27 protein-coding genes are annotated in these 23673 nt (G+C 66.2%); 19 read left to right on the top strand and 8 right to left on the bottom strand.

The features are described from left to right. Window positions 1-16 precede the first annotated feature (16 nt). Together ACQ66H_RS03035 and ACQ66H_RS03040 are read left to right on the top strand one after the other, a co-directional pair. Entirely contained in the window at window positions 17-790 is a 774-nt protein-coding gene (locus tag ACQ66H_RS03035) for a fumarylacetoacetate hydrolase family protein (RefSeq protein WP_430432756.1), read from the top strand. Between the two features lie 79 nt (window positions 791-869). Then, window positions 870-2594, top strand: a complete 1725-nt coding sequence (locus ACQ66H_RS03040; RefSeq protein ID WP_430432757.1) for a cation:proton antiporter — start codon at window positions 870-872, stop codon at window positions 2592-2594. A gap of 18 nt (window positions 2595-2612) precedes the next feature. Here the strand turns inward: ACQ66H_RS03040 and ACQ66H_RS03045 are convergent, their stop codons facing one another. After that, window positions 2613-3116, bottom strand: coding sequence for a hypothetical protein (locus ACQ66H_RS03045; RefSeq protein ID WP_430432758.1), 504 nt, complete (start codon window positions 3114-3116; stop codon window positions 2613-2615). A 125-nt stretch (window positions 3117-3241) separates the two neighbouring features. Here ACQ66H_RS03045 and ACQ66H_RS03050 point away from each other — a divergent pair, with 125 nt between their 5' ends. Then, entirely contained in the window at window positions 3242-4057 is an 816-nt protein-coding gene (locus ACQ66H_RS03050) for an alpha/beta fold hydrolase (RefSeq protein ID WP_430432759.1), read from the top strand. A gap of 46 nt (window positions 4058-4103) precedes the next feature. On the opposite strand, the gene ACQ66H_RS03055 is transcribed toward ACQ66H_RS03050, so the two are convergent. The 3 genes from ACQ66H_RS03055 to ACQ66H_RS03065 form a co-directional block, all read right to left on the bottom strand. Continuing rightward, window positions 4104-5711 (bottom strand): methyl-accepting chemotaxis protein, encoded by a 1608-nt coding sequence (locus ACQ66H_RS03055; protein ID WP_430432760.1) that lies wholly within the window; start codon window positions 5709-5711, stop codon window positions 4104-4106. A 113-nt stretch (window positions 5712-5824) separates the two neighbouring features. Next, window positions 5825-7489, bottom strand: coding sequence for a TRAP transporter large permease (locus ACQ66H_RS03060; protein ID WP_430432761.1), 1665 nt, complete (start codon window positions 7487-7489; stop codon window positions 5825-5827). A 52-nt stretch (window positions 7490-7541) separates the two neighbouring features. Then, on the bottom strand, window positions 7542-8048 hold the full coding sequence (locus tag ACQ66H_RS03065; RefSeq protein WP_430432762.1) for a TRAP transporter small permease subunit: 507 nt from the start codon (window positions 8046-8048) through the stop codon (window positions 7542-7544). Window positions 8049-8325: 277 nt separating this feature from the next. Between ACQ66H_RS03065 and ACQ66H_RS03070 the strand changes: the two genes are divergently transcribed. Next, complete coding sequence (locus tag ACQ66H_RS03070) at window positions 8326-8970, top strand: histidine phosphatase family protein (RefSeq protein WP_430432763.1); 645 nt, start codon at window positions 8326-8328, stop codon at window positions 8968-8970. A gap of 227 nt (window positions 8971-9197) precedes the next feature. Here ACQ66H_RS03070 and ACQ66H_RS03075 read toward each other — a convergent pair whose 3' ends face one another. The 4 genes from ACQ66H_RS03075 to ACQ66H_RS03090 form a co-directional block, all read right to left on the bottom strand. Then, window positions 9198-9761 carry an antibiotic biosynthesis monooxygenase gene (locus ACQ66H_RS03075; protein ID WP_430432764.1) on the bottom strand — a complete coding sequence of 188 codons (564 nt, stop codon included), beginning with the start codon at window positions 9759-9761 and terminating at the stop codon, window positions 9198-9200. 308 nt (window positions 9762-10069) lie between these two features. Then, window positions 10070-10645 (bottom strand): YceI family protein, encoded by a 576-nt coding sequence (locus tag ACQ66H_RS03080; RefSeq protein ID WP_430432765.1) that lies wholly within the window; start codon window positions 10643-10645, stop codon window positions 10070-10072. Between the two features lie 54 nt (window positions 10646-10699). Continuing rightward, a complete protein-coding gene (locus tag ACQ66H_RS03085; protein ID WP_430432766.1) occupies window positions 10700-11287 on the bottom strand; it encodes a cytochrome b in 588 nt (195 codons plus the stop codon). Then, the gene (locus tag ACQ66H_RS03090) at window positions 11284-12108 is read right to left on the bottom strand and encodes a DODA-type extradiol aromatic ring-opening family dioxygenase (protein WP_430432767.1); all 825 of its coding nucleotides are present in this window, start codon (window positions 12106-12108) and stop codon (window positions 11284-11286) included. The genes ACQ66H_RS03085 and ACQ66H_RS03090 overlap by 4 nt, the downstream gene beginning before the upstream one ends. A 95-nt stretch (window positions 12109-12203) precedes the next feature. On the opposite strand from ACQ66H_RS03090, the gene ACQ66H_RS03095 reads away from it, so the two are divergent. The 15 genes from ACQ66H_RS03095 to ACQ66H_RS03165 all read left to right on the top strand — a co-directional run bounded on the left by ACQ66H_RS03095 (window position 12204) and on the right by ACQ66H_RS03165 (window position 23324). Next, window positions 12204-13091 carry a LysR family transcriptional regulator gene (locus ACQ66H_RS03095; RefSeq protein WP_430432768.1) on the top strand — a complete coding sequence of 296 codons (888 nt, stop codon included), beginning with the start codon at window positions 12204-12206 and terminating at the stop codon, window positions 13089-13091. Between the two features lie 703 nt (window positions 13092-13794). Next, on the top strand, window positions 13795-14151 hold the full coding sequence (locus ACQ66H_RS03100) for a CPCC family cysteine-rich protein (RefSeq protein WP_430432769.1): 357 nt from the start codon (window positions 13795-13797) through the stop codon (window positions 14149-14151). 133 nt (window positions 14152-14284) lie between these two features. After that, a complete protein-coding gene (locus tag ACQ66H_RS03105; RefSeq protein ID WP_430432770.1) occupies window positions 14285-15820 on the top strand; it encodes a transposase in 1536 nt (511 codons plus the stop codon). Window positions 15821-16005: 185 nt separating this feature from the next. Beyond that, entirely contained in the window at window positions 16006-16377 is a 372-nt protein-coding gene (locus tag ACQ66H_RS03110; RefSeq protein ID WP_430432771.1) for a DUF7674 family protein, read from the top strand. Between the two features lie 475 nt (window positions 16378-16852). Further along, a complete protein-coding gene (locus ACQ66H_RS03115; RefSeq protein ID WP_430432772.1) occupies window positions 16853-17728 on the top strand; it encodes an HNH endonuclease in 876 nt (291 codons plus the stop codon). Window positions 17729-17800: 72 nt separating this feature from the next. Beyond that, window positions 17801-18379 carry a hypothetical protein gene (locus tag ACQ66H_RS03120; RefSeq protein ID WP_430432773.1) on the top strand — a complete coding sequence of 193 codons (579 nt, stop codon included), beginning with the start codon at window positions 17801-17803 and terminating at the stop codon, window positions 18377-18379. Beyond that, window positions 18376-18675 (top strand): hypothetical protein, encoded by a 300-nt coding sequence (locus tag ACQ66H_RS03125; protein ID WP_430432774.1) that lies wholly within the window; start codon window positions 18376-18378, stop codon window positions 18673-18675. The genes ACQ66H_RS03120 and ACQ66H_RS03125 overlap by 4 nt, the downstream gene beginning before the upstream one ends. A gap of 86 nt (window positions 18676-18761) precedes the next feature. After that, the gene (locus ACQ66H_RS03130; protein ID WP_430432775.1) at window positions 18762-19118 is read left to right on the top strand and encodes a hypothetical protein; all 357 of its coding nucleotides are present in this window, start codon (window positions 18762-18764) and stop codon (window positions 19116-19118) included. Between the two features lie 57 nt (window positions 19119-19175). Beyond that, on the top strand, window positions 19176-19433 hold the full coding sequence (locus tag ACQ66H_RS03135; protein WP_430432776.1) for a hypothetical protein: 258 nt from the start codon (window positions 19176-19178) through the stop codon (window positions 19431-19433). Between the two features lie 10 nt (window positions 19434-19443). Beyond that, the gene (locus ACQ66H_RS03140; protein ID WP_430432777.1) at window positions 19444-19818 is read left to right on the top strand and encodes a hypothetical protein; all 375 of its coding nucleotides are present in this window, start codon (window positions 19444-19446) and stop codon (window positions 19816-19818) included. A gap of 118 nt (window positions 19819-19936) precedes the next feature. Continuing rightward, window positions 19937-20551, top strand: coding sequence for a YfbM family protein (locus ACQ66H_RS03145; RefSeq protein ID WP_430432778.1), 615 nt, complete (start codon window positions 19937-19939; stop codon window positions 20549-20551). Between the two features lie 164 nt (window positions 20552-20715). Further along, a complete protein-coding gene (locus ACQ66H_RS03150) occupies window positions 20716-21051 on the top strand; it encodes a YggL family protein (protein WP_430432779.1) in 336 nt (111 codons plus the stop codon). Window positions 21052-21106: 55 nt separating this feature from the next. Further along, window positions 21107-21739 carry an HAD hydrolase-like protein gene (locus ACQ66H_RS03155; protein WP_430432780.1) on the top strand — a complete coding sequence of 211 codons (633 nt, stop codon included), beginning with the start codon at window positions 21107-21109 and terminating at the stop codon, window positions 21737-21739. 63 nt (window positions 21740-21802) lie between these two features. Next, window positions 21803-22240 (top strand): hypothetical protein, encoded by a 438-nt coding sequence (locus tag ACQ66H_RS03160; RefSeq protein WP_430432781.1) that lies wholly within the window; start codon window positions 21803-21805, stop codon window positions 22238-22240. 67 nt (window positions 22241-22307) lie between these two features. Next, window positions 22308-23324 carry a magnesium transporter gene (locus tag ACQ66H_RS03165; RefSeq protein ID WP_430432782.1) on the top strand — a complete coding sequence of 339 codons (1017 nt, stop codon included), beginning with the start codon at window positions 22308-22310 and terminating at the stop codon, window positions 23322-23324. Window positions 23325-23673 lie beyond the last annotated feature (349 nt).

Below are 23673 nucleotides of genomic sequence, written 5' to 3' on the forward strand. Positions count from 1 at the left end.
CGAGCCCGGAAGAGACATGAAATACCTGCGCCTGCGCCATAACGGCGCCGAACGCCTGGGCCGCATCAATGGCGATGCGGTCGAACTGATGGACGGCGATCTGTTCGCCAACCCGGTACCGACCGGTGAGACCGTGCCGCTGGAGGGCATCGAGTGGCTGATGCCCTGCCTGCCGCCGAAGATGGTCATCATCGTGCACAACATCCGCGCCGCTGTGGAAAAGGCCGGCCACCCGATTCCGGAAGATCCGCTCTACCTGGTGCGCTCGCCGCAGGCGCTGAACTGGCACCAGCAGCCCATCCCGAAGCCGGCCGGCTTCGACGGTCGCGTGTTCTACGAAGGCGAACTGGGCGTCGTCGTCGGCAAGGTCGCGCGCAATCTGGACGAGGCGCAGGCCGCCGACGCCATCTTCGGCTACACCTGCATCAACGACGTCAGCGCGCTCGAGCTGGTGGACAAGAACCCGTCCTTCGGCCAATGGACGCGCGCCAAGAGCTTCGACGGCTTCGGCTGCTTCGGCCCGGTCATCTCGACCGATCCGCTGCCGGCCGATGCCGAAATCGTCACCACGGTCGGCGGCCGCGAGCGTCAGCGCTACCCGGTGACCGACATGATCTTCTCGCCGGCGCAGCTGGTGTCGCGCATTTCGCGCGACATGACGCTGATGCCGGGCGACGTGATCTGCTGCGGCACTTCGGTCGGCGTGCTGCCGATGAAGCCGGGCACCACGGTCAACGTCACTGTCAGCGGCGTCGGCACGCTGACCAACGTGTACGCCCCGACCGAGTAAGGCGGCCGCGGCATGAATCGCCGCGCGCCGACCGACCTGCGTCAATACGGCCGGCCGTGCGCCGAGGCATCCTGAAACAATGGACGCCCACGCCGGCCTGCCTCATCTGCAGCCCATCCTGCTGTTCCTCGCCATCGCCGGCCTGGTGATGCCGCTGCTCGCCCGTGCGCGGGTGAGCCAGGTGGTCGCCTTCCTGGTGATCGGTGCGCTGGTCGGGCCGAACGGACTGGGCCGCATCGCGGCCGACCAGGCCTGGCTGCGCTGGCTCACCATCGCGGACGGCGAGGGCGTGCGCGTGCTGGCCGAACTGGGCGTGGTGTTCATGCTGTTCGTGATCGGCCTCGAACTGCCGGCGCGTCAGCTGTGGTCGCTGCGCCGCTGGGTGCTGGGTGTCGGCAGCGCGCAATGGCTGGGTTGCGGTGCGCTGATCGGCGCGGTCGCGCTGGCCTTCGGCCACAGCGAGGAAACGGCGGTGGTGCTCGGCCTCGGCCTGGCCATGTCGTCAACGGCGGTGGTGATGCAGCTGCTGGCCGAATCCGGTCAGACCCGCTCCACCGTTGGCCGCAGGAGCTTCGCCGTGCTGCTGCTGCAGGACATCGCCGTCGTGCCGCTGCTCATCCTGCTCGGTCTGATGGCTGGCGAGGGCGGTGGCGGACACTTCCTGATGCTGATGCTGACCGCGCTGCTGAAGGCGGCGGCGGCCGTGGCGCTCATCCTGTTGTTCGGACGCCTCGTGCTGACCCCGTTGTTCCGGCGCGTGTCGGTCACCACCCAGGCCGACAGCTTCATGGCGTTGACGCTGTTCGCCACCCTCGGCGTGGCGGCGCTGACCGGCGCCGCCGGTCTGTCGATGGCGCTCGGCGCATTCCTCGCCGGCCTGATGCTGGCCGAAACCGAATACCGGCACGCCGCGCTGCTCGCCATCGAGCCGTTCAAGGGTCTGCTGATGGGCCTGTTCTTCGTGTCGGTCGGCATGAGCCTCGATCTGCTGCAGGTGGCCGGCGACGCCGGCTGGCTGGTCGCCTCGGTGCTCGGCCTGTACGCGATCAAGAGCGCGACCATGTACGGCCTGTTCCGGCGCAGCGGCCTGAGCCGCGGCGAGGCGGCCGAGGCGGCGCTGCTGCTCGGCCAGGCCGGCGAATTCGGCTTCATCGTCATTGGCGTGGCCATCGCCGGCGGTGTGCTGGCCGGCGCGGTTGGCAACTTCATGCTGCTGGTGGTGACCTTGAGCATGTTCCTGACGCCGCTGGCGGCGCGGGCCGGCCGCGTGCTGCGGCAGAAGCTCGACACGCGCGAGGCCGACGCACCCGTGTCATTGCCGGACGACGAAGCCGACGAGGACATGGTCATCATCGCCGGCTTCGGCCGCGTCGGCCAGCTGGTGGCGCGCCTGCTCGACCGCGCCGACGTGCGCTGGGTGGCGATCGAGCGCCACGTGTCGGCGGCGGCCGAACATCACGCGCAGGGGCGACCGGTCATTGTCGGCGATGCCGGCCGCCCGTCCCTGCTGCATCACCTCGGTGCCGGCCGCGCGCGCGCCATCGTCGTCACGATGGACGACACGGCAGCGGCCCGTCATGTCGTGCGCAGTCTGCGCGCGGAGTTTCCGGCGCTGCCGCTGATCGCGCGTGCGCGCGATGCCGCACATGCGCGCGAACTGATGGCGGCGGGGGCCAGCGAAGTGATTCCCGAAGCGCTCGAAGCGGCGCTGCAGATGGGGGTGCATGTGCTCGCCCGTGTCGGCGTCGATGCCGACACGGGCGCACGGCTGATCAATGCGGAGCGGGCAGCCGGCAGCGCCTGAGCGCCGCCGGTCGCCGGTTCAGGGCTTGACGCCCGGCGGCAAGGCCGGCCGGCTTTCGGTGGCCGACGGCAGCGGGTGGTCATGGCCTTCGATCGCCGGGTGTTCGTAACCGGCGTGCACCTTGTGGGTGGCCGTGGTGGCGCCCGGCGGCAAGGCCGGCTTGTTCTCGACCGCGGTCGGCACATGCTGGTCATGGCCCTCGACGGCCGGATGCTCCTGGCCGGCGTGCACCTTGTGCGTTGCCGTGGTGGCGCCCGGCGGCAAGGCCGGCGTATTCTCGACCGCGGTCGGCACGTGCTGGTCATGCCCTTCGACCGCCGGGTGTTCGTAGCCGGCATGCACCTTCTTCGACTTCGTGCTGACTCCGGGCGGCAGCGCAGGCTTGGCGGCGACATTGGCCGGCTTCTTGCCCTTGACGGCCTCGGCCGGGTGGTCGGCGCCGGCGTGCTTGCCCGACGCGTCGGCCCATACCGGGCCGCTCATACAGAGGGAGAGCGCGATGACTGCCCATTCTCTTTTCATGATGTCTTCCTTCCGATTGGTGGGTTGTTTATAACCAGTCTGCGCTGGATTCCGCGCCGCAACATTGACATGACTCAAACGGCCGCAGGGAGCATTCTGCCGGCCAGCGTTATGCTTCCGATCCAATGAACATACCGTCTTCCCGGCTGCTTTTCCTGCACGCAAACGGCTACCCGGCGGGCGTTTACCGCGCCTTTCTCGATCTGCTGGCGACGCGCTGGACGGTCAACGCGATCGACACCATAGGCACGGAAGCGCGGCACCGCCCCGGTCACGGCTGGCGGCGCATGCGGGCGCAGGTGATGGAGTGCATCCAGGCGCTGCCCGATGGGCCGCTGGTGCTGGTGGGGCATTCGATGGGCGGCTATCTCGCGGCAATGGCGGCAGCGCGGCTGCCACAGCGGGTGGCGCAGGTCGTGCTGATCGACTCGCCCATGGTGCTCGGCTGGCGGGCGACGCTGGTGTCGGCGGCCAAGGCGACCGGACTCACCTGGAAGCTCGGTCCGGCGCCGGTGGCGGCGCGTCGGCGCAACCACTGGACGTCGCGCGAGGAAGCGCGCGCCCATCTGGGCAGCAAGGATTTCGTGCAGCGTTGGGCACCCGGCGTGCTCGACGACTTCATCCGTGCCGGCCTGCACGAGCACCCGGGCGGCGGCGTCACGCTGGCCATCCCGCGCGAAACCGAGCGCGACGTGTACGCCACGATCGCGCACCGTGACGCGCTGCTCGCCGTGCGCCGGCTGCGCGCCCGCGGTACGCCAGTCGGTTTCATCACTGGCAGTCATTCCGAAGAAACCCGCCTCGCCGGTCGCGAACAGAACCGCCGCTTCTGGGGTGCGAACTGGATGGAACTGCCGACCGGCCACCTGGTGCCGATGGAGGCGCCGGAGGCGTGCGCGCGGGCGGTGCTCGAAATGATCGAGCGCGGCACAGGTCGGTGAGCCTCCGGCGATCACCGACCTTGCCTGCGGGGGATGCTGACCGCGATCAGACGCGGAAGCGGGCGATGGTCGAATCGAGTTCGGTGGCCAGTGCGCTGAGCTGATGCACCGTCTGCTCAGCGGCCAGCACCGAGTGGTCGGATTCCTCGACCATGTGTGCGATGCGTTCGACGTTGCTGGCGATGCTGTTGCTGGCCTGCGTCTGTTCCGCGGTTGCGTGAGCGACGCTGCGGATCTGGTGCAGCGCCTCGGTCGCGCCGTCGTTGATGCTGCGCAGCGCTGCCGCGGCCTCGCCGGCGAGTGCCACGCCCTTCTGTATCTGCGGGCGCACCGCTTCCATGCTGTGCACGACGGCGTCGGTGTCGGTCTGGATCGCCGCGATGGTCTGCGCGATCTCGCCCGTTGCCTGCGTCGTGCGCTCGGCCAGCTTGCGCACTTCGTCAGCGACGACGGCGAAGCCGCGGCCCTGTTCGCCGGCGCGTGCCGCCTCGATCGCGGCGTTAAGCGCCAGCAGATTGGTCTGTTCGGCAATTTCCTTGATGGTCTTGGCGATGCCGCTGATCTGACGCGAGCGTTCGGCCAGTTCGCCGATGCGCTCCGACGCGTCGGTGACCTGCCGTGACACGTCCTCGATGGCGCCGGCGGCAGACTGCACCCGCTGTTCGCCGACGATGGCCAGTTCGGCCGAGCGGCTGGAGTGGTTCTCCGAGTCTCGCGCACTGTCGGCGATCTGGCTCACGCTGACCGTCATTTCCTCGATGGCCGCGGCGGTCGATGAGGTCGCGGACGACGACTGGCCGGAGGCTTCGCGGATCTGCTGCATGCGCTCGGCGATGTCGGACGCCGCGGCGGTCAGCGACTTCGACCCCTGCTGGATGCCCCCGATCATGGTCTTCAGGCTGTCGCGCATGATGGACAGCGAATGCATCAGGCTGCCGTTGCGTGCCGCAGGCATCGCCACGTCGAGTCGCCCGGCGGCGATTTCGGTGGCGGCCCGCATCGCGACCTCCGGCTCGCCGCCGATCTGCGCAAAGATGCGGCGCGAGGCGGTGATGGTCAGCGCCACCGTCGCTGCAATGACCGCCAGCGCGATGACCAGTAGCGTCAGTGCGTAGGACTTGAAGGCTTGTTCGATGTCATCGACGAAGAAGCCGGTACCCAGGGTCCAGCCCCAGGGTGCGAAATGGGTGACGCCGTTCATTTTCGGCAGCGCCTCGCTGGCCCCCGGTTTCTTCGCCGGTACGGTGACGAAGGCGGGGTCGGCCTTGGCCAGCGCTTCACGGTAGACGTCGGTGTTGGTGCGGCCGTCCGGGGCCACGCCACCATTGTCCTTCTGGCCGAGCTTTTCCTTGCGCACATGGGCCAGCAGCACATCGTCGGCGCTGCGCGCGAACATGTAGTGATCGTCGCTCTGCAGGCCGAGCAGGGCCTCGCGGGCGTGCGCCTGCGCCTGTTCGCGCGTCAGCGTGCCGGCTTTCTCCTGCTCGTGATAGCGCTGCAGGATGCCGGTGAACAGCTTGAGCAGCGTGACGATGCGTGCCTCGCGTTCGGCCATCATGGTCGAGCGGATCTCATTCAGTGCGATGCCGCCTATCAGCACCAGACCGACGGCGGAGCACGACACGATCAGTGCCAGGCGAGTGGATATCTTCACGGGAAAGCCCTTCTGTTCGCTATGGACGAAGGGTTCACGACAGTGCGCTGCATTACTTGACGCCGCAGCGGCGACGCGGGACGGATTCCCGACGGACGGTGCCTGCGCCGCGCTCAGTCGCCGTCGGTCTGGCCGGACAAGCGCTCCGCCCGCTCGATCGCCACTTCGAGCGATGCGTCCGGGTGGTCGGCCGGCAGACGCGGCGTGCCGTCGGCACGTTCGTAGCCGTCGTCGATGTAGTCGCCGCTGCCGGCGGCCCGTGCAGGGCCGCCGAGGTTGGCGGTGACCAGCTGCGGCAGCGCCAGCACCAGCGCCACCATCAGGATCTGGATGCCGACGAAGGGCACGGCGCCCCAGTAGATGTCGCGCGTGGGCAGCGTCTTCGGCGCCACCGAGCGCAGGTAGAACAGCGCGAAGCCGAAGGGCGGATGCATGAAGGAGGTCTGCATGTTTACCGCCAGCAACACGCCGAACCACACCAGGTCTATGCCCAGCTTCTCGGCCACCGGCGCCAGCAGCGGCACGATGATGAAGGCCAGTTCGAAGAAGTCGAGGAAGAAGGCGAGCACGAACACCAGCAGCATGACCGCGATCAGGAAGCCGGTCTGGCCGCCGGGCAGCGACAGCAGCAGGTGCTCGACCCACAGGTGGCCGTCGATGCCGTAGAAGGTGAGCGAGAACAGCCGGGCGCCGATCAGGATGAACAGCACGAAGCAGGTCAGCCGCACCGTGCGGTCGAGTGCCTGGTTCAACAGCTCGCCGCTGAGCCGGCGGCGCGCCAGCGCCATCAGCAGCGCGCCGGCCGCGCCCATCGCGCCGCCTTCGGTCGGCGTCGCCAGCCCAAGGTAGATGGTGCCGAGCACGAGGAAAATGAGCGCGAGCGGCGGCATCAGCACGAAAGCCACTCGGCGCGCCAGATCGGGCAGCAGGTTCAGGCGCAGCAGGCGGTCCGCCAGCGCCAGCAGCCAGGCCACCGCGCCACCGGCGGTGACCGACAGCAAAGCACGCGCGTCGGCCGCGTGCGCCTGCAGCGCCGGCAACTGGCTGGCGCCGACACCGGCCGCCAGCGCCACCGCGAACAGTGCCCACACACCGCGCCGCTCGGCCGCGTCGTGGTCGTCCGCCTCCGGCAGCGCCGGCGCGCTCTTCGGTTTCAGCCAGGCCATGCCCAGCACGTAGAGCAGATAGAGCCCCGTCAGCACCAGCCCCGGCAGCAGCGCCCCGCGGTACATGTCGCCGACCGGCCGGTTCAGCTGGTCGGCCAGCACGATGAGCACCAGCGAGGGCGGAATGATCTGCGCCAGCGTGCCCGACGCGGCGATCACGCCGCTGGCCAGCCGCGCGTCGTAACCGGCGCGCAGCATGATGGGCAGCGAAATGAGGCCCATGGAAATGACCGACGCCGCGACCACGCCCGTGGTGGCCGCCAGCATCGCACCGACCAGTACCACCGCCACCGCCAGCCCGCCGCGCAGCGTGCCGAACAGCCGGCCGACGGTGTCGAGCAGGTCCTCGGCCATGCCGGAGCGTTCGAGCAGCAGGCCCATGAAGGTGAAGAAGGGGATCGCGAGCAGCGTGTCGTTGCTCATGACGCCGAACACGCGGTCCGGCATCGCCTGCACCAGCGACGCCGACAGCAGGCCCAGTTCGATACCGATCAGCCCGAACACGATGCCGCAGGTGGCGAGCGCGAACGCCACCGGCGCCCCCGACAGCAGGAACAGGATCATCGCGAAGAACATGACCGGGGCCAGATTGGCGGCCAGCCAGGCGGTCATTGGACGCCCCTCTGCTCGCAGCGTGACCGGCGCGCAGCCCGTGCGACGGCGCTCACGCGTCGGTCTCCGCCAGCGCGGCGATCCGGCGCACGATGAGCGCCAGCGCCTGCAGTGTCAGCAGCGCAAAGCCGGCCGGCACCAGGATGCGCGCCGGCCACAGCGGCAGGCCGCCGGCGCTGGCCGACACTTCATTGCTGATCCATGAGGACAGGAACCAGGGCCAGGACAGCCACAGCATCAGCAGGCATACCGGCAGCACGGTCAGCGCGAGCGCGGCGATGTCGGCTTTCAGCTTTCCGCGCGGTGACAGGTGCGCGGTGAGCAGATCGATGCGCACGTGCTCGTCCAGCTTCAGCACGCGACCGGCGCCAAGCAGGAAGGCGGCCGACACCAGATACCACTGCGCCTCCAGCAGCGCGTTCGACCCGGCGTCGAACTTGCGCGCTAGCGCATTGCCGACCGCCAGCAGCACCGCCGCCAGCACGGTCCACGGCAGCACGCGGCCGCAGGCCTCGTTCAGTCGGTCCGTCAGATCGGCGAGCGTCAGCAGGGCGCGCATGGCGTGGGGCTGGAGGTGAAGGCGCGATGGTAACCGCTGGGGGCGGCTGCGACGCATTGTGGGAGCGGTCTTCTGACCGCGACGCGGCCGCTGCAGTCCGCAGGCGTTGATTCAGGCCGCAGTCGGGGTCAGAAGACCCCTCCCACAGAACCCGGACTCAAGCGCCGCTCCGTGATCGGGCGCGCCGTCTCTGTGGGAACGGCCTTGGCCGTGACGCGGCCGCTGAACGGAGCAGCTGCCGACGCCCTACAATATTGCATCGCACAAGGATCGCTCCATGACCGCCACCACCCGCATCTGCCTGGTCCGCCACGGCGAAACCACCTGGAACGTCGATCGGCGCGTGCAGGGCCAGATCGACATTCCGCTGAACGAACGCGGCCTGTTGCAGGCGCAGGCCACGGCGCAGGCGCTGCTGGCTGAGCGCATCGACACGCTCTACGGCTCCGACCTCGGTCGTGCCTGGGTGACGGCCGGTCGCATCGCGGTGCCGCGCGGGCAGCCGGTGATGCCCGAGCCGGCGCTGCGCGAGCGCCATTACGGCGCCTTCCAGGGGCTGACCTACGCCGAGGCGCGCGAGCGCCACCCGGAGGACTTCCACCGTTTCGAGGCGCGCGAGCCGGCGGCGCAGTTTCCGGGTGGCAGCGGCGAAAGCCTGCTGCAGTTCGACGCACGCATCTGGGGACTGGTCGAAACGCTGCGCGCGCGCCATGCCGGCCACACGCTGCTGCTGGTGACGCACGGCGGTGTGCTCGACATCGTCGCCCGCCGCGTGCGTGGCCTGCCGCTGACCGGCAAACGCGACTTCGACATCGCCAACTGCGCGCTGAACTGGATCGCGCACGACGCCGGCGGCTGGCGCATCGAACGCTGGGGCGACCAGGCCCACCTCGACGGCGCGCTGGACGAGTTGCCGGCGTAAGTGGCGCGGCATTGCAAGCCATCGGCTTCGATCGACCCCGCAATCGCGAGCAAGCTCGCTCCCACCAGAACCCCGCTCCCACTACACCCCCCTCCGACAGTGATCCGGGACTGCTTTCGTGGGAGCGACCTCTGGTCGCGATGGGGCTTCGGCAGGCCGCTGGCTCCGTTCTACGCCGCAATCGCGAGCAAGCTCCCACAAGGCCGGGCGCAGCTCGACAACAGACGCTATCTGCCTGCCGCCGGATTCAGGAAGCCGCGCATCAGCCGCGTCAGCCGGGGCATCACCACCCAGGTCATCGTGATGACGATCAGCGCGGTCAGCAGCGCGACCCGCGGCAGGAAGGGCAGCGGCGTCAGCCAGGGCGCGACCAGCCACAGAAAGAGCGACACCGTCGGGAAGATGCCCATCCAGGTCACCAGCGCCATGCGTGCGCGCGGCGGATGAGCCGACGGCGCCACCACCTGCGGACCGAACCACGCTTCCAGCCCGGTCACCACGCGGTATTCAGGCTCGTTCTCGCCGGCCGCGCACAGCCGCGGCTGCAGCGCCGCACGCGCCGGGCTCTCGTCCCAGGCTTTGAGATCCGCCTCCGAGCGGAAATGCGCGATCACCTGGTAGTCGCCGCCCGGCTGCTCGGGCGTGATCATCTGCGCGCCGAGAAAGCCAGGCGCCTGACGCATCGCCGCGAACATTTCGCGGATCAGCGCTTCGTATTCGACCTCGAACCCGACCCGTGCCCGGCGGCGGGCGATGCGGGTGACATGGGCTTGCGGTGGTGCGGCGCTCATGATGATCTCCGTTATCGGTATGACGTTTGACAGCTAACAGTGGCGCAGATGTCTCCGCCCTGTGGGCGCGCCCCTGGCCGCGACAGTGCGTATAAGTCACCGCCGCAGTCGGGGTCGGAAGGCCCCTCCCACAGAATCCCAGCGCAGACTCGGGTAGTGGATCAGGCGCACCACCCCTGTAGGAGCGGTCTTCTGACCGCGACGCGGCCGTTGCCGTCCGCAGGCTTCGATTCAGGCCGCTGCCGGGGCCGGAGGGCCCCACCCACAGAACCCCTACTCGGCCGCCGGTCGGGCGCATCTTCCGCCGATTATTCCTTGATCGCCTCGACCGCGATGTCGATGGTCACCTCGTCGCCGACGTTCGGCGCGTACTTGCCCATGTTGAAGTCGGTGCGCTTGACGGTGACCGTGGCGTTGGCACCGATGGCGTCCTTCTTGGTCATCGGGTGCGGCATCGAGTGGAAGCTGGTCACCTTCAGCGTCACCGGCTTGCTCACGCCCTTCAGCGTCAGCGTGCCGTCGACCGCGACCGGCTTGTCGCCGTCGAACACCACCTTGGTCAACTTGAAAGTGGCGGTCGGGTAGCGGGCGGTATCGAGGAAGTCCTCGGCCTGGATGTGCTCGTTGAACAGCGTCGAACCGGTGCTCACCGACTTCGTGTCGATGGTGATGTCCACCGCGCCGGTCTTCGCCGCGCGGTCCAGCGTGATCGTGCCGGAGGTCTTGTCGAAGCGGCTCAGCTGGGTCGAGTAGCCGAAGTGGCTGTACGAGAAGCGCGGGAAACTGTGGTTCGGGTCGAGCTTGAAGGTTTCCGGCGCGGCCAGCGCGGGGGCGGCGACAGCGGCGAGGGCGAGCGAGGCGATGAGGGTTTTCAGCGAGGTCATGGCAGTTCTCCGGTTTGGGTACATCTATATATATGCAGCGAGGGTGAGGGCGGCTCAGCCGCCGGAAGTCATCTTCACCAGCGTGCGGTCACGCAGGACGAAGTGGTGGTATAGCGCGGCGGCGGCATGGCCCAGTACGAGCAGCCAGATCAGCCAGGCGCCGAGCACATCCTTGTGGATGAAATCGATCGGCTTCTCGAAGGTCTTGAAATCCAGTCCCATGCCTTCGGCCACCACGCTCTGGAACAGCGCGGTGCTTTCGAACTTCGGAATCTCGAACAGGAAGAAGAAATCGGTATTCACGCCAGTGCCGAGGTAGCCGGTGATCGGCGCGACGATCATCACCGCGTACAGCGCCAGATGGCCCAGGTGAGCGGCGCGGTGCGCCAGCGGCGTACCCGGTTCGTCGTCCGGCGCGCGGTTCATCAGGCGCCAGATCACGCGCAGCGCCACGATGACGGCGATGCTCACGCCGACCGACAGGTGGATCTGCAGCGCCGTCATGTTTTCCGGCGTCTGCTTCTCGGTGAACCACTGGCGGTAATAGACCGACACGTAGGCGGCGAGGAAGAGCGCGGCGGTCGCCCAGTGGAAGCACTTGGCGATGCGGCCGTAGTTGGCGGCGGTGTTCTTCAGGCTCATTGCAGCGCTCCTCGATCAGGGGTGAAGGCCCAGGCGTCCATCGCCAGCACATAGTCGTCGATGCCGGCGTGGAAGCGCTCGGCGGTCGCCCCTTCGCCCGCCGCGCCGAGTGCGACGAAGAAGGGCAGCAGGTGTTCCTCGCTCGGGTGAGCACGCACGGCGTCCGGCGCGCGCTGGCGGTAATCGAGCAGCGCCTCGGTGTCACCGGCGGCCAGCCGCGCGGCGAACCAGTCGGCGAAGGCGCGCACATAGGCCGGCGTGCGACCGTCGCCGTGGGCGACGATCTGCCAGTCGCGCAGGTTGTGCGTCAGGTTGCCGGAGCCGAGCACGCGCAGGCCTTGTGCAGCCAGCGGCGCCAGCGCCCGTCCCAGCCGGTAAGCACCTTCGGCGCCGCCGCGGCTCTGCAGCGACAGCGGAATCACCGGCACGTCGGCGTCCGGGTACATCAGGCGCAGCGGCACCCAGGCGCCGTGATCGATACCGCGTTCGGCGTCGAGCTGCACCGGCAGGCCGGCGTCCTCGATGGCCGAGGCGACGATGCCCGCCAGTTCGCGGCAGCCGGTCGCCGGGTAGCGGATCGCGTACAGCTCGGGCGGGAAGCCGTAGAAATCGTGGATGGTGTCCAGCCGGTCGGCGGTGCCGACCGTGGGCACGGCGCTGTCCCAGTGCGCGCTGACCGCGACGATGGCGCGCGGACGCGGCAGCAGATCGGCCTTCGCCTTCAGCGCCGCGCCGGCCGCACCGGGGCGCAGCACGAAGGTCGGCGCGCCGTGCGGTACGAAGAGGCTGGCGGGGCAGGTGTGCAGTGCGGTGGTGCTCATGGCAGGCATCCGTGATTCGATGACTGCAGCTTAGTCATTCCGGCTTGTCCGAAATAGACGACAATCTGCAAATACTCGTTGCCGGAATTGCAACAATGGACCGTCTCGACGCCATGCAACTCTTCGTTCGCGTGACCGAACTGGGCAGCTTTTCCGCCGTCGCCCAGCAGATGGGCGTCGCGCGCTCGGTGGTCACCCGGCAGATCGCCGCGCTCGAAACCCACCTCGGCGCCAAGCTGCTGGCGCGCAGCACGCGCCGGCTGTCGCTCACGTCCGCCGGCACCGCCTACCTGGAAAAGTGCCGAGTCATCCTGAACCTGGTCGAAGCCGCCGAAACCGGCATCGCCGAAGAGCGGCAGACCCCGCGCGGCCCGATCCGCATCGGCGCGCCGCTGAGCTATGGCCTGAAACGCCTGTCGCCGCTGCTGCTCGACTTCGCCGAGCGCTATCCCGAAGTCACGCTCGACATCGACTACAACGACCGCCGCGTGAACCTGATCGAAGAGGGCATGGACCTCGCCATCCGCGTCACCGCGAAGCTCGACCCCGCCACCGTCGCCCGCCGCATCGGCATGAGCCGCCTGATCGCGGTCGCCTCACCCGACTACCTCGCCCGCCACGGCACCCCGGCCACGCCCGAAGACCTGGCGAACCACGCCTGCCTCGGCTATACCGCCGTCGCCACCCAGCCAAGCTGGACCTTCACCACGCCCGACGGTCGCACTGTCACCGTGCCGCTGCGCAGCCCGCTCTCCGCCAGCAACGGCGACGTCCTGACCGAAGCCGCCGCCCGCGGCATGGGCCTCACCTGCCAGCCCGACTTCATCCTCGACCCTTGGCTGGCCGACGGCCGCCTTGTTCCGGTGCTCACCGACTGCGCGACGCCCGAACTGGGCGTGTACGCCGTGCTGCCGGGCAACCGGCACGTGCCGCACCGGGTCCGTGTGCTGATGGACTGGCTGGCGGGAAGGCTGATGGCATAGTTGGAAACAGCCTGTTCGGGTACATTCCGGATGACTCTTCCGGCTGCGGGGAAGGGGTGAGGTTTTTTGTCGTTGTTTAATACTGTATGGATGTCGTAATGACGTACCGAAAAGCCCCACCGCAAGCCGTTTCAGAACGATCACGTCCGCCTGTTTACCCGGCGGCGTCCGTAGTTATGGCGCAGAACTGCGCCAGAAAACAAAGTTAGAGCTCACGGGTCCATGCCACACCAGATCGAAGAGCGCTATGAATTCCTCCTGCGTGTCCTGCGCGACGCGGTGCACGAGCTTCCGGCCGGCGTGCTTTGGGGACCAAACGGGGCGACGGCGAGAGAGTGCCGAGAGCTACTTGATGCCGCATCGGAATTCGAGAAGGTCTGCGCTGACCTTTGTCGGAACCACCCTGAGTTCATCGAGGATTGTCGCTGGCATTTCGAGCAGTATCCGCACTACCTTGGGCGTCAGCGGCACTTTCACTCTTATGAGCAGTACGTTCATGAACGAAAAGGGCCGCGCCGGGTGCGAGATCGAGAGTTCAGGAGGAGCGCGCCGTGAGCCCTAACAGGTCGTTCGACGCGGACACGCAGCGGCATTGCGCCGCCACGCGTGCGCGGGAGCATACGCCCGGCGGCGCAATGCCGCTGCGTGCCGGTCAACTCCGACGTTATACGTTTTACGAACCAATTTACTAGAATCTATTTACATGTATACATGTCCTTGTTGCGGATACATTGTTTTTGATGAGTTTCCTGGATCATATGATATCTGTCCAATATGTTTTTGGGAGGACGATGCATATCAACTGTATTTTGCCAGCACAGACGGTGGAGCAAATCCAGTGTCGCTGATAGAAGCCCAAGTATTTTATTTTCAAGTTGGAGCTTGCAATCCAAAGATGGTTTCAAATGTGCGCAAACCTAGCGACAGTGATATCAAAGATCTAAGCTGGTTTCCGCTCTTCAGCAAAAAGGTTGATATACCAGATCCAGAAAGTTCATCAGTACATCCTGGCAAGCTCAAAAGCGCAAAAGATATTTGCTATTGGCTACAAAACGTATAACAAGTCGTTCAAGCTGACCGCGCTACGCGCGGCAGCTTAACTCCGGCGTTGAGGCTGTAGAAAAACCCCTCCCCACCCTCATCCGTTCACATGCCGTTGTTATGATTCCGCATCGCCTCTCCGGAGCTTTGCGATGCCGCGATTAAAGACGCCCGACTACGGTCTGAAGCTCATCCCGGTCGATTTCGCACAGCAGGTGCTGCCCGGTACCTTCGAGTTCGCGCTCTGCCATCTGGTCAACAACGAACTCAATCTCACTGCACTGCGTGCCCGCTACACCAACGACGCCGGTGGTGCCCCGGCCTTCGATCCGGCCGTGCTGCTCAAGATCGTGCTGCTTGGCTATTCGCGCGGGCTGATCAGCTCCCGATCCATCGCCACGGCCTGCCGCAACAACGTGCTGTTCATGGCCGTCTCCGGCGACAGTGCGCCGCACTTCACCACCGTCGCGCACTTCATCAGCAGTCTCGGCAACGAGGCCCAAGCGCTCTTCACCGAGGTGCTGCTGGTGTGCGACCGCGAAGGGCTGATCGGGCGCGAGCTCTTCGCCATCGACGGCGTGAAACTGCCGTCCAACGCATCCAAGGCAAAGAGCGGCACCCGTGCCGATTTCGAGCGCGAGGCGGCGAAAATGGAAGCGGCCGTGCAGCGCATGATCGGTGAGCAGAAGGCGCGCGATGCCGCCGGCTGCGACGACGAGGCCGCTCGTGCGCAGCGCACCCGCGAAAGACTTTCAAGGCAAGCGGCAAAGATCCGAGACTGGCTTGCGCGCCACCCGGACGACCGACGCGGCGCCAAGGGCGCGGTTCGCCTCTCGAATCGTACCGACAACGACTCGGCCAAAATGGCCACCGCCAAGGGCGTGGTCCAGGGCTATACCGGCGTGGCCGCCGTCGATGGCGCACATCAGATCGTGGTCGATGCGCAGGCGCACGGCACCGGGTCCGAACAGGAGCTGCTGCTGCCGGTGGTCGATGCCTGCGCACAGCGCGGACCTGACACCGCGATCTGCGCCGACGCGGGCTACCACTCCGAGAAGAACCTCGCCGAACTGGACAAGCGCGGCATCCCCGCCTGGGTGTGCGACAACGGCTACCGCCAGCGTGACCCCAGATACGCCGATCAGGCGAAGCACAAGACAAAACCCGACGCGCTGTGGGACAAGAGCGAGAAGGCGAAGGAAGCGCGCGCCGCCAGCAAGAACAAGCGCTACGCCAACACCGACTTCACCGAAGCGCCGGACCGCAGCCACTGCCTGTGCCCGGCAGGCAAGCGGCTGTATCGCAACGGGGGCGAGTGCACGATCAATGGCTATGCGGCCACCAAGTACTCGGGCGCAGAACGCGACTGCGTGCCGTGCGACCAGCGCACCCGCTGCCTGCGCACACCGAAGACGACGAAGGTGCGACAGGTCGCCTTCTTCCGCGGCAAGCGAGGCCACATCGAATCACACACCGAGCGGATGAAGCGGCGCATCGATTCCACGGAGGGCAAGCGGATGATTGCCGCACGGTTTGCCACCGTAGAACCCGTGTTCGGCAACCTGCGGCACAACAAACGGCTCACCCGTTTCACCCTGCGCGGGCGGGAGAAGGTGGATGGGCAGTGGAAGCTGTATTGCCTGGTGCACAACATCGAAAAGCTCGGGCACCACGGATACGCGAATTAGGTAAGCTGGCGGGCGAAATGGCGCACACCGCAACGGCGCACGGCATCTGCCACTGCACACATCAGGGGACGACGATGAAGCGAAGATCGGAAGGCTGAGAAGATGACGAACGACTTCGAACCGGCGACGGCCGGAAGCAAGCGCTTGCCCCGAGATGGGGTATTTCTACAGCGTCGTTAGCCAGCATGTCGCCAGCAGAACTGTTTGAGCGGGTAGTCCAGGTTGCACCGGCCTTTGGTCAATCTGTCGCGGAGCATCTCCAAGATAACGACGGTTTACTGCCGCACGTCCTAATGCCTCGGCTGCTTGGCTTCATCGGTGAGGGCCTCTTGGCGCATGAGCCAGTTGCCGCACCTGTCCTGGGCGTGCTGGAACTGCTGGAGGCCGAGGTGGTTGGTGGCGACATCGAGACCGAGAACGTCATCGCTGTTTCGTTTGTCGAGCATCTCGAGGTCGAGCCGTACTTTGATCGGTTGTACCCATTGCTTGGTCCCAATCTGCGCGCCGCACATGCGTCATTCATCGGCGAACGGCCGTCGCAGCAGAATGCTGGCTAACCCGTCAATCGAGCGGACGGCCACAAGCACGCTGCGCGTGCTTGCGTCCTCCGCTCATCTCCAACGTTATGGCGCTTGAATCGTTGCCTCGCATTCGTGTCAACTTCAATGAACAGGTTGACTCGAAGTTAGTGCTGCTTGCCGAGGGAGATCTCGTCACATGCGAAGACGGTAGCAAGCTTGTGCTTCAAGCCGGGTTGCCAGTGATCGCGTTCGAGTACAACGAATATGCTGATGGAACAACTGAATACCTGTACGTGCAAGGCTACGCCGAGAGGAACGGTCCAGCTAAAAACGGCGAATGGACTCGGAACGCTCAATGGTGCTGTCGGTTCAGCGGCGAAGTTCAGTTCTCGGAATCAAGAATGTGAGTGGCCCAATCCAACACCTCCCCGCCACGCGCCATAACTTGTCAGTCGAGCGGATCGCCTTCGGCGCCCGCTCACCTTTACGTTGGGTTTCATAAATAACGGTCGTGCCCAATCACTTTTATCCACCTGTCGGCCGTTGCATTTATTGCGGCGCAACGGCGCTGCCTGCGGGAGTCAAGCGCTTTGGTGACGAACACATCATCCCGCTCGCTTTAGGCGGCAGCCTGATTCTGAAAGAGGCAGCGTGCCGGAAGTGCGAAAAGATCATTAACGAGGAGATCGAATCCCCGGTTCTGCTCAAGGAATGGGTTTACCTGCGCGTTAAGCGCAACTTCCCCACTCGAGGCAAGAGCAAGAAGCGCCCCACTTACGTTACCCTGAGATCCCGCGACGGCGCGGAGCTCAGAATCCCGATTCAAGACTATTCAGCGCCTGTTCCCGCCTACAAATTCATCCCGCCACGGATCCTCAGCGGCGCGCCGCGGATCGACAACAACAAGCATTGGAGCATGGACATTCTCACTGACCATGACTCCGAGCTTCAGATGCGCTCTAAATATCCGCAGTGGGATGGCACCCACGCTGTGATACCGCAACCCTTTAGGTTTGCTCGCTTACTAGCAAAGATCGCCTACTGCCGAGCGGTGGCTGAATACGGAATCGACGGCTTCAAACCGTTGGCGCTGGATGTGATCCTCGGACACTCCGATGATTACTTCCTTACGGTAGGTGGGTCGCTCGACTCTCAGCCCGCGGTGCCCGGAGGGGATCATGTGCTTGATCTCAATATTCTGTTTCGTTCGTCGCGCCTCGCCCACCTCATCATCGACGTACGGCTGTTCTCACAGATTGTTTCGCCTGCGTATCGCGTCGTCGCGGGTGAGATCAACCTAGACAATCCTCGCCACCTTGAAGTCCTAAACAGACATCAAGGCGGTGGCAAACTGGTCGCGGTCCCTACGTCGGCTGCGATAGCTTGAGCCAATGAAACCCAACTATGTGTTCCAGCGGACGATCCCGCGCTGCGCGCGGTCTCGCCGCTGAATACGACGTTGAACGTCACCGATTCTTGTGGTGCTGGCGGGCGGTCCAAGTCCACGCGCAAAGCCCGAGCCGGCGACTGCGGCGCCCAGCCGCTCAGACGGCCGACGACTTTCCGTGTTGATCGGTCATCCGGCCGAAAGGCTGATTTCGATCAGCACGTGGGCATACCGAAGTACATTGCGGATGCCTCTTGTCGAATCCATCGTGTCATGCGCGGTGCCCTCCTTCTTGCCGGCGTAGTGTCTGTCGCAGCCTTGACTGTCGTCGGCTTCCGATACCTCACTTCCGTGCGCGAGCCGGAGGAGAGCTTCGATGCGGAGCAATGGGTGAGCCGACGCGAGCAGGTTCAACTCAACGATCCGGGTTGTGTGCGGGGCGGAATGGCGCTGTCGCTCATGCGCACGGACACGCTGCTCAAGCTTACGCGCGGCGAGGTGGTCAGGCTGCTTGGGGCGCCGGATGATAGCGCTGCAGAGACACTCCGCTACGGCCTTGGCCAGTGCCACTGGGACTGGCGGCAAAGTGTACTGGTGATCCGTTTCGGTCCAGCTGGACGGACTAGCAGTGTAGGGATAAAGACGGAATGAACCTCTGCCGTGCATGGCTTCGTTATGGACATGGCCTGGACACCCCGCAAGGCATTGCGCTGATACTGAGCGTACCCACGTGCTGGACGGTGATCCTCCTGCGCTGGGTTTATCCCGATGTGGCGGAAATGTCGGCCTTGTCCTCACCGGGCTGGCTTTATTTGTTCTCGCCCTTTCTGGGCTTTCTTGCTTTCGTGCGGCTCGGGTATCCGGCCTTTGGTGCCTCGTGGCTTGCCGCGGGGATGGTGTGTGCGCTCTCGGGGTTTCCGTTCTATGTCGCCTACCTTCGCACGTGATCACACGCGATGCACTGTGGTCGCCGCGCCCACATACCCAACGGAGGAATGCGTCGGAGCTCTGCGCCGCTTGATGGAGACCGTGCGTGAAGGGTGATTGTCCTCTTTGCGGTGAGATCCTCTCGCTCAGACGATTGAAGAAGGTGCCGCTGCCGGGCGAATCGTCCTGGCTGGCGTTCAGGCGGTTTCTTGAATGTCCGGAATGTTCCGGTGCGCTGCAACCGAACCCTCATCCGTTCGAACGTGCCGCTCTGCCGTGGGTGCTGATCGGGGTTGCGATACTTAATGGCGGAGCTCTGCTGTTCGGCGTCAGGGCGTCGCTGTCACTTGCCATGCTATCGATGGCACTCGTCGCGTTCGGGCCGCTCATCGGACGCGCTTTGGTGGTTCCGGCCGATTGGCCCCGGTATGTGCCGCAGGCCTCAGGCGAGCAAAAGGCCTGAGGTGGTGATGCATCCTGATTCCGTCTTGTTCACCGTGTCGTGACGGAGACCGCCCACATGACCCTGCTCTTCCTGTGCGCCTTCTTCGCCGCGCTCTGGCTGATCGGCCTGCCGCTTTACCACGCATTCTTCGCCTGTCAGGGTGAGCGCGACGCGCTGCAGGCGAACTTCGGGCGGCTTCGGCAGGACAGACGCTTGCGCGGCCGCTGCCTGCTCGTGCTCTTCGTGCTGCTGAATGCGTGGTCGCTGTATCCGCTGCGCGGGTTATGCGTTGCCGTGGCGGTCATCGCGGCTTTCGTGCTCATTCAAAGCTGAGAGGCGGCGAATGTACGAGTTCTTGTTTCTGCTGGGCTTCGTCTTTCTCGGAGCGAGCCAGTGGTGGCTGCATCGCCGCGAAATGCGGGCGTATCACGCCCGCGCGCTCGCTGAGTTCCGGCAGATGAAACTGCCTGCAACGCCGCTGCATGGCGCTTTCGATGGCGGCGAGGCGTGCATTGTCGAGGAGAAGGTCGAGTGGGCGCGGCAGGAGACGACGGTTCATTACTTCCTGACGGTCTACGCGACCAACGCGAACGGCGAGTACTTCATCTTCCGATCAAACTATGACCGGCCCATCCTTCGCGCAATACGCCATGAGGTTGCTCGCGCCATACTGAAGTCGAAGTACCGGGCGCCGGAGCCGAAGGCAGGCAGTGAATGAGGTGAATAGCACGATGTTGCTCTGGCGGCTTCCTGCGAGCCGGCGCACCATACTTCATGCTCATTTTTCTGGCGTTTCTATGCGCCGCATCGACTGATTCCCCGAGTGACCCCCACCCATGAGCATGATTCTCGAACTGCATACCGTCAGCGACGCGAACCTGGCCCGCGTGCTGGCGAATCCGCCGCTGGTTTGGAAGGTGGTGTCGCCGGACGATGACAGCCTTTACGACGCGGCGCGTGCCGAGGCGGGCGCTGGGGAGGCTGGTTTCTTCCGCCGCCTGTTCGGCCGGCCAGCGCGCGCAACGGCGCCGGCAGTGGATTTTCCGCTGGCCCCGGGCGAGGTCAACACCATCGATCTCGACAAGGCCTGGCACGGCATCCATTTCCTGCTGACAGGCACCGCGTGGGAAGGCGAACCTCCGCTGAACTTCCTGATGCAGGGCGGCACGGTGATCGGTGAGGTCGAGGTTGGCTACGGGCCGGCGCGCGGCATGACGGCGGCGGAGGTCAAGACCGTGGCCGAAGCGCTCGCCGGCATCGACGAAGCGTTCATGCGCGCACGCTTCGACCCGGCGCAGATGACGCAGCTCGACATCTATCCCGGCATCTGGGACCGCGACCCGGCCGAGGACGACAGCTTCGGCTACTGCATGGAGTGCTTCGGCGCGCTCAGGACCTTCGTGATGGGGGCATCGGAGCGGGGCGCGGGCCTCATCATCAGCCTCACCTGAGTCGCTGCCTTCCCGGTGTCCGTCATCGAATGTGCTGTCACCCGTGACAGTAGCAGGGCGATACTGTCGGCCCGGCGATCAGACGCCGGACCTGCCACAGAGACAGCGGAGCAACGCCGCCGGCCTCGTGGTCCTTCTTCGGTTTTCGGATTCGGGAGTACTGGATGTCACACCACCGTTCGCGCCGCCTGCGCAAGAAGCTGCACATCGACGAGTTTCAGGAACTTGGCTTCGAGGTGGCCTTCCGGCTGCGCGATGGTCTGTCGGCGGACGAGATGGGCGCCTTCTGGGACGCCTTCATCGGCGACGCGATCGAGGGCAACGGGCTACTTTATGGCGGATCGACGCGCGGGATGGCCTGTCTGCGCAAACGCGGGTCAGCAGGCGAACAGCATCGCGAAGCGGTCCGATCCTGGCTCGCAGCGCGGCCGGAGGTGAGCGAGACGGAGATCGGGCCGCTGATCGACGTCTGGTATCCGGCGGCGAGCGATCGGGCCTGACGCCGGGCAGGCGGGGCGGGCGTCCGCTCTGCCCCCGGTGCACCGTTCCATCGCCATGAACCACCCCCTCGTGCTGTTCGACTTCGATGGCACGCTCGCCGACTCCTTCCATCTGTTCCTCGACGCGTGGACCCACGCGGCGCAGCGGCACGGCTTTCGTGCCGTCGATACGACCGACCTCGACCGCCTGCGCCGGATGAACGCGCGCGACATCGTGGCCGAGGCGCGCGTGCCGCTGTGGAAGCTGCCGGCGGTGGTGGCGACCATGCGCGGGTATGTGCGCGAGCGGGCGGACGAGGTGAGGCTGTTCGACGGCGTGCCCGAAGCGCTGCACGTGCTGAAGGCAGAGGGTGTGCAGATCAGCATCGTCACGTCGAACGCGCGCGATACGGTGGAGCGGGTGCTCGGCGACGATTTGCGCCCGCTGATCGACCACTGGGGCTGCGGTGCGTCGCTGTTCGGCAAGGCGACGAAGACGCGGCGGGTGATGAAGGCGGCCGGCGCGACGGCCGCGCGCACCGTGAGCGTCGGCGACGAACTGCGCGACCTCGAAGTGGCGCAGGCACTCGGACTGGAATTCGTCGCGGTGGCCTGGGGCTACACCGCGCCGGACCGTTTCGCCGGGCTACCCGGCGTGCGGCTGTGCGCCACACCCGCTGATCTGCCGGCAGTCGTGTTGCCGACCTGACGGGCTGGTCGAGCGCAGCCGCCCTGGCGTATCGTCCGTTCATCCATGCAGGAGCCGAATGTCATGTGCAGCGACCACGACCCCCTCGAGCTTGCCCGCGCCCGCATCGCCGGCGAAACCGCGCGCCATTACGGCACGATGCGTTTCGCCATGTTCACGGTGTTTTCCGCGGTGCTGGGTGCGCTGCTGGCGTTCGCGTTCTCGCAGGGCGGTTCATTGTTTCTCGTGCATCCGCCGTACCGGGTCGGCCTCGGCGTGGTCGGGCTGATGCTGTCGGTGCTGTTCCTGCTGGCCGAGTACCGCATTTCGACGCTGGTCACCTTCTACCAGGAGGAGGCGTTCGCGGCCGGTGCGCTGGCACCGTCGCCCGACCATGACGCCTGGAAGGGCGTGGTGCTGGTGACCATGCTCGCCCCCTACGCGCTGTCGGCGGTGTTCTGGCTACTCGCCATCTTCGGCCTCATCGTGTTCCCGGTCTGGCCGGCGCCAGCGGCCGGCTGATCCTGCGCATGACGAGGCGCCGCGCGATGCGGCACCATGGCGGAACACTGTCCGGATGGAACCCGTCATGAGCGCCCACGTCCCCACTGCAAACGATCCGTCGGCGCCGAGCGTTCTGCCGGCCGACGAAAGTGCTGGCCGTTACCTGCTCGCTGCCGTGCCGCGCGTGCATCCGGCGCGGACTGTCAACGCGGTGCTGGCCGACCTGCGCGTCCGGCACTACGACTGCCTCGACATCGTGTGCGTGATCGATGACGACGAGAGCCTGATCGGCATCGTGCCGCTGGCCGATCTGTTCCGCGCGGCGCAGGGCGCATGCATCGACGCGGTGATGCAGCGTGACTACCCCAACGTGCATGCGCACACCGACCAGGAGCGGGTCGCCTCGCTGGCGCTGCATCACGGTCTGGATGCGATGCCGGTGGTCGACGAGCGCGGCCGGCTGCTCGGCGTGGTGCCGTCGACAGCGCTGCTGCACATCCTGCGCCGCGAGCACGTCGAGGACATCCACCGCCTCGCCGGCATCACGCGCGAGACGCGGCGTGCCCGCGAGGCGATCGAATCGGCGCCGATGCGCCGTCTGCGCCACCGACTGCCCTGGCTGCTGATCGGCCTGGCGGGCAGCATGTTCGCCACCTTCATCATGGCCGGCTTCGAGCGCACGCTTGCGCTGAGTCCGGCGCTCGCCTTCTTCATACCGGGGCTGGTCTATCTGGCGGATGCCATCGGCACGCAGACCGAGGCGGTCGCGGTGCGCGGCCTGTCGCTCAGTCACGCGTCGATCGGCACGCTGGTCGGCGGCGAGTTACGCACCGGCCTGCTGATCGGACTGGTACTCGGCGGGCTCACCTTTCCCTGCGTCTGGCTGGCGTTCGGCGACACGAGGCTGGCGTTCGCAGTGGCGTTTTCGCTGCTGGTGGCCGGCGGCGTCGCCACGTCGATCGGCCTCTTCCTGCCCTGGCTGCTCAGCCGCCTGGGCAGCGACCCCGCCTACGGCAGTGGCCCGCTGGCCACCATCGTGCAGGACCTGCTGACGCTGCTCACCTATTTCGCGGTGGCGAGCGCGGTGATGGGGCAGGGGTGAATGCGGCCCGGCGCGGGTCTTTCCCTCTCCTGTATCGACGGGGGAGGGCAGCGGCTTCGATCCAGGCCACTATCGCGAGCAAGCTCGCTCCCACAAGACCCCGGCGCCGGCCGCGGATCGGGGTTGCCTCTCCGTTGGAGCAGCCCCTGTGGGAGCGATCCTTGTGGGAGCGGCCTTGGCCGCGACGCGGCTGTTGCTGTCCGCAGCCTTCGATACAGGTTGCTGTCGGGGTCAGAAGACCCCTCCCACAGCACCCCATCTCCGGCCGCGGATCGGGCGTGCTCCCGCGGTGGAAGCGGTCCCTTGTGGGAGCGGCCTTGGCCGCGATTCGGCCGCCGCTGTCCGCCGA

Origin of the sequence: Methyloversatilis sp., from assembly GCF_965284615.1 — a bacterium.
Classification (GTDB): domain Bacteria; phylum Pseudomonadota; class Gammaproteobacteria; order Burkholderiales; family Rhodocyclaceae; genus Methyloversatilis.

Bases quoted from the DNA above. Each gene is read 5' to 3' on its own strand.
- ACQ66H_RS03035 (WP_430432756.1), top strand. From the start codon at position 17: ATGAAATACCTGCGCCTGCGCCATAACGGCGCCGAACGCCTGGGCCGC.
- ACQ66H_RS03040 (WP_430432757.1), top strand. From the start codon at position 870: ATGGACGCCCACGCCGGCCTGCCTCATCTGCAGCCCATCCTGCTGTTC.
- ACQ66H_RS03045 (WP_430432758.1), bottom strand. From the start codon at position 3,116: ATGAAAAGAGAATGGGCAGTCATCGCGCTCTCCCTCTGTATGAGCGGC.
- ACQ66H_RS03050 (WP_430432759.1), top strand. From the start codon at position 3,242: ATGAACATACCGTCTTCCCGGCTGCTTTTCCTGCACGCAAACGGCTAC.
- ACQ66H_RS03060 (WP_430432761.1), bottom strand. From the start codon at position 7,489: ATGACCGCCTGGCTGGCCGCCAATCTGGCCCCGGTCATGTTCTTCGCG.
- ACQ66H_RS03065 (WP_430432762.1), bottom strand. From the start codon at position 8,048: ATGCGCGCCCTGCTGACGCTCGCCGATCTGACGGACCGACTGAACGAG.
- ACQ66H_RS03070 (WP_430432763.1), top strand. From the start codon at position 8,326: ATGACCGCCACCACCCGCATCTGCCTGGTCCGCCACGGCGAAACCACC.
- ACQ66H_RS03075 (WP_430432764.1), bottom strand. From the start codon at position 9,761: ATGAGCGCCGCACCACCGCAAGCCCATGTCACCCGCATCGCCCGCCGC.
- ACQ66H_RS03080 (WP_430432765.1), bottom strand. From the start codon at position 10,645: ATGACCTCGCTGAAAACCCTCATCGCCTCGCTCGCCCTCGCCGCTGTC.
- ACQ66H_RS03085 (WP_430432766.1), bottom strand. From the start codon at position 11,287: ATGAGCCTGAAGAACACCGCCGCCAACTACGGCCGCATCGCCAAGTGC.
- ACQ66H_RS03090 (WP_430432767.1), bottom strand. From the start codon at position 12,108: ATGAGCACCACCGCACTGCACACCTGCCCCGCCAGCCTCTTCGTACCG.
- ACQ66H_RS03095 (WP_430432768.1), top strand. From the start codon at position 12,204: ATGGACCGTCTCGACGCCATGCAACTCTTCGTTCGCGTGACCGAACTG.
- ACQ66H_RS03100 (WP_430432769.1), top strand. From the start codon at position 13,795: ATGTATACATGTCCTTGTTGCGGATACATTGTTTTTGATGAGTTTCCT.
- ACQ66H_RS03105 (WP_430432770.1), top strand. From the start codon at position 14,285: ATGCCGCGATTAAAGACGCCCGACTACGGTCTGAAGCTCATCCCGGTC.
- ACQ66H_RS03110 (WP_430432771.1), top strand. From the start codon at position 16,006: ATGTCGCCAGCAGAACTGTTTGAGCGGGTAGTCCAGGTTGCACCGGCC.
- ACQ66H_RS03125 (WP_430432774.1), top strand. From the start codon at position 18,376: ATGAACCTCTGCCGTGCATGGCTTCGTTATGGACATGGCCTGGACACC.
- ACQ66H_RS03135 (WP_430432776.1), top strand. From the start codon at position 19,176: ATGACCCTGCTCTTCCTGTGCGCCTTCTTCGCCGCGCTCTGGCTGATC.
- ACQ66H_RS03140 (WP_430432777.1), top strand. From the start codon at position 19,444: ATGTACGAGTTCTTGTTTCTGCTGGGCTTCGTCTTTCTCGGAGCGAGC.
- ACQ66H_RS03145 (WP_430432778.1), top strand. From the start codon at position 19,937: ATGAGCATGATTCTCGAACTGCATACCGTCAGCGACGCGAACCTGGCC.
- ACQ66H_RS03150 (WP_430432779.1), top strand. From the start codon at position 20,716: ATGTCACACCACCGTTCGCGCCGCCTGCGCAAGAAGCTGCACATCGAC.
- ACQ66H_RS03155 (WP_430432780.1), top strand. From the start codon at position 21,107: ATGAACCACCCCCTCGTGCTGTTCGACTTCGATGGCACGCTCGCCGAC.
- ACQ66H_RS03160 (WP_430432781.1), top strand. From the start codon at position 21,803: ATGTGCAGCGACCACGACCCCCTCGAGCTTGCCCGCGCCCGCATCGCC.
- ACQ66H_RS03165 (WP_430432782.1), top strand. From the start codon at position 22,308: ATGAGCGCCCACGTCCCCACTGCAAACGATCCGTCGGCGCCGAGCGTT.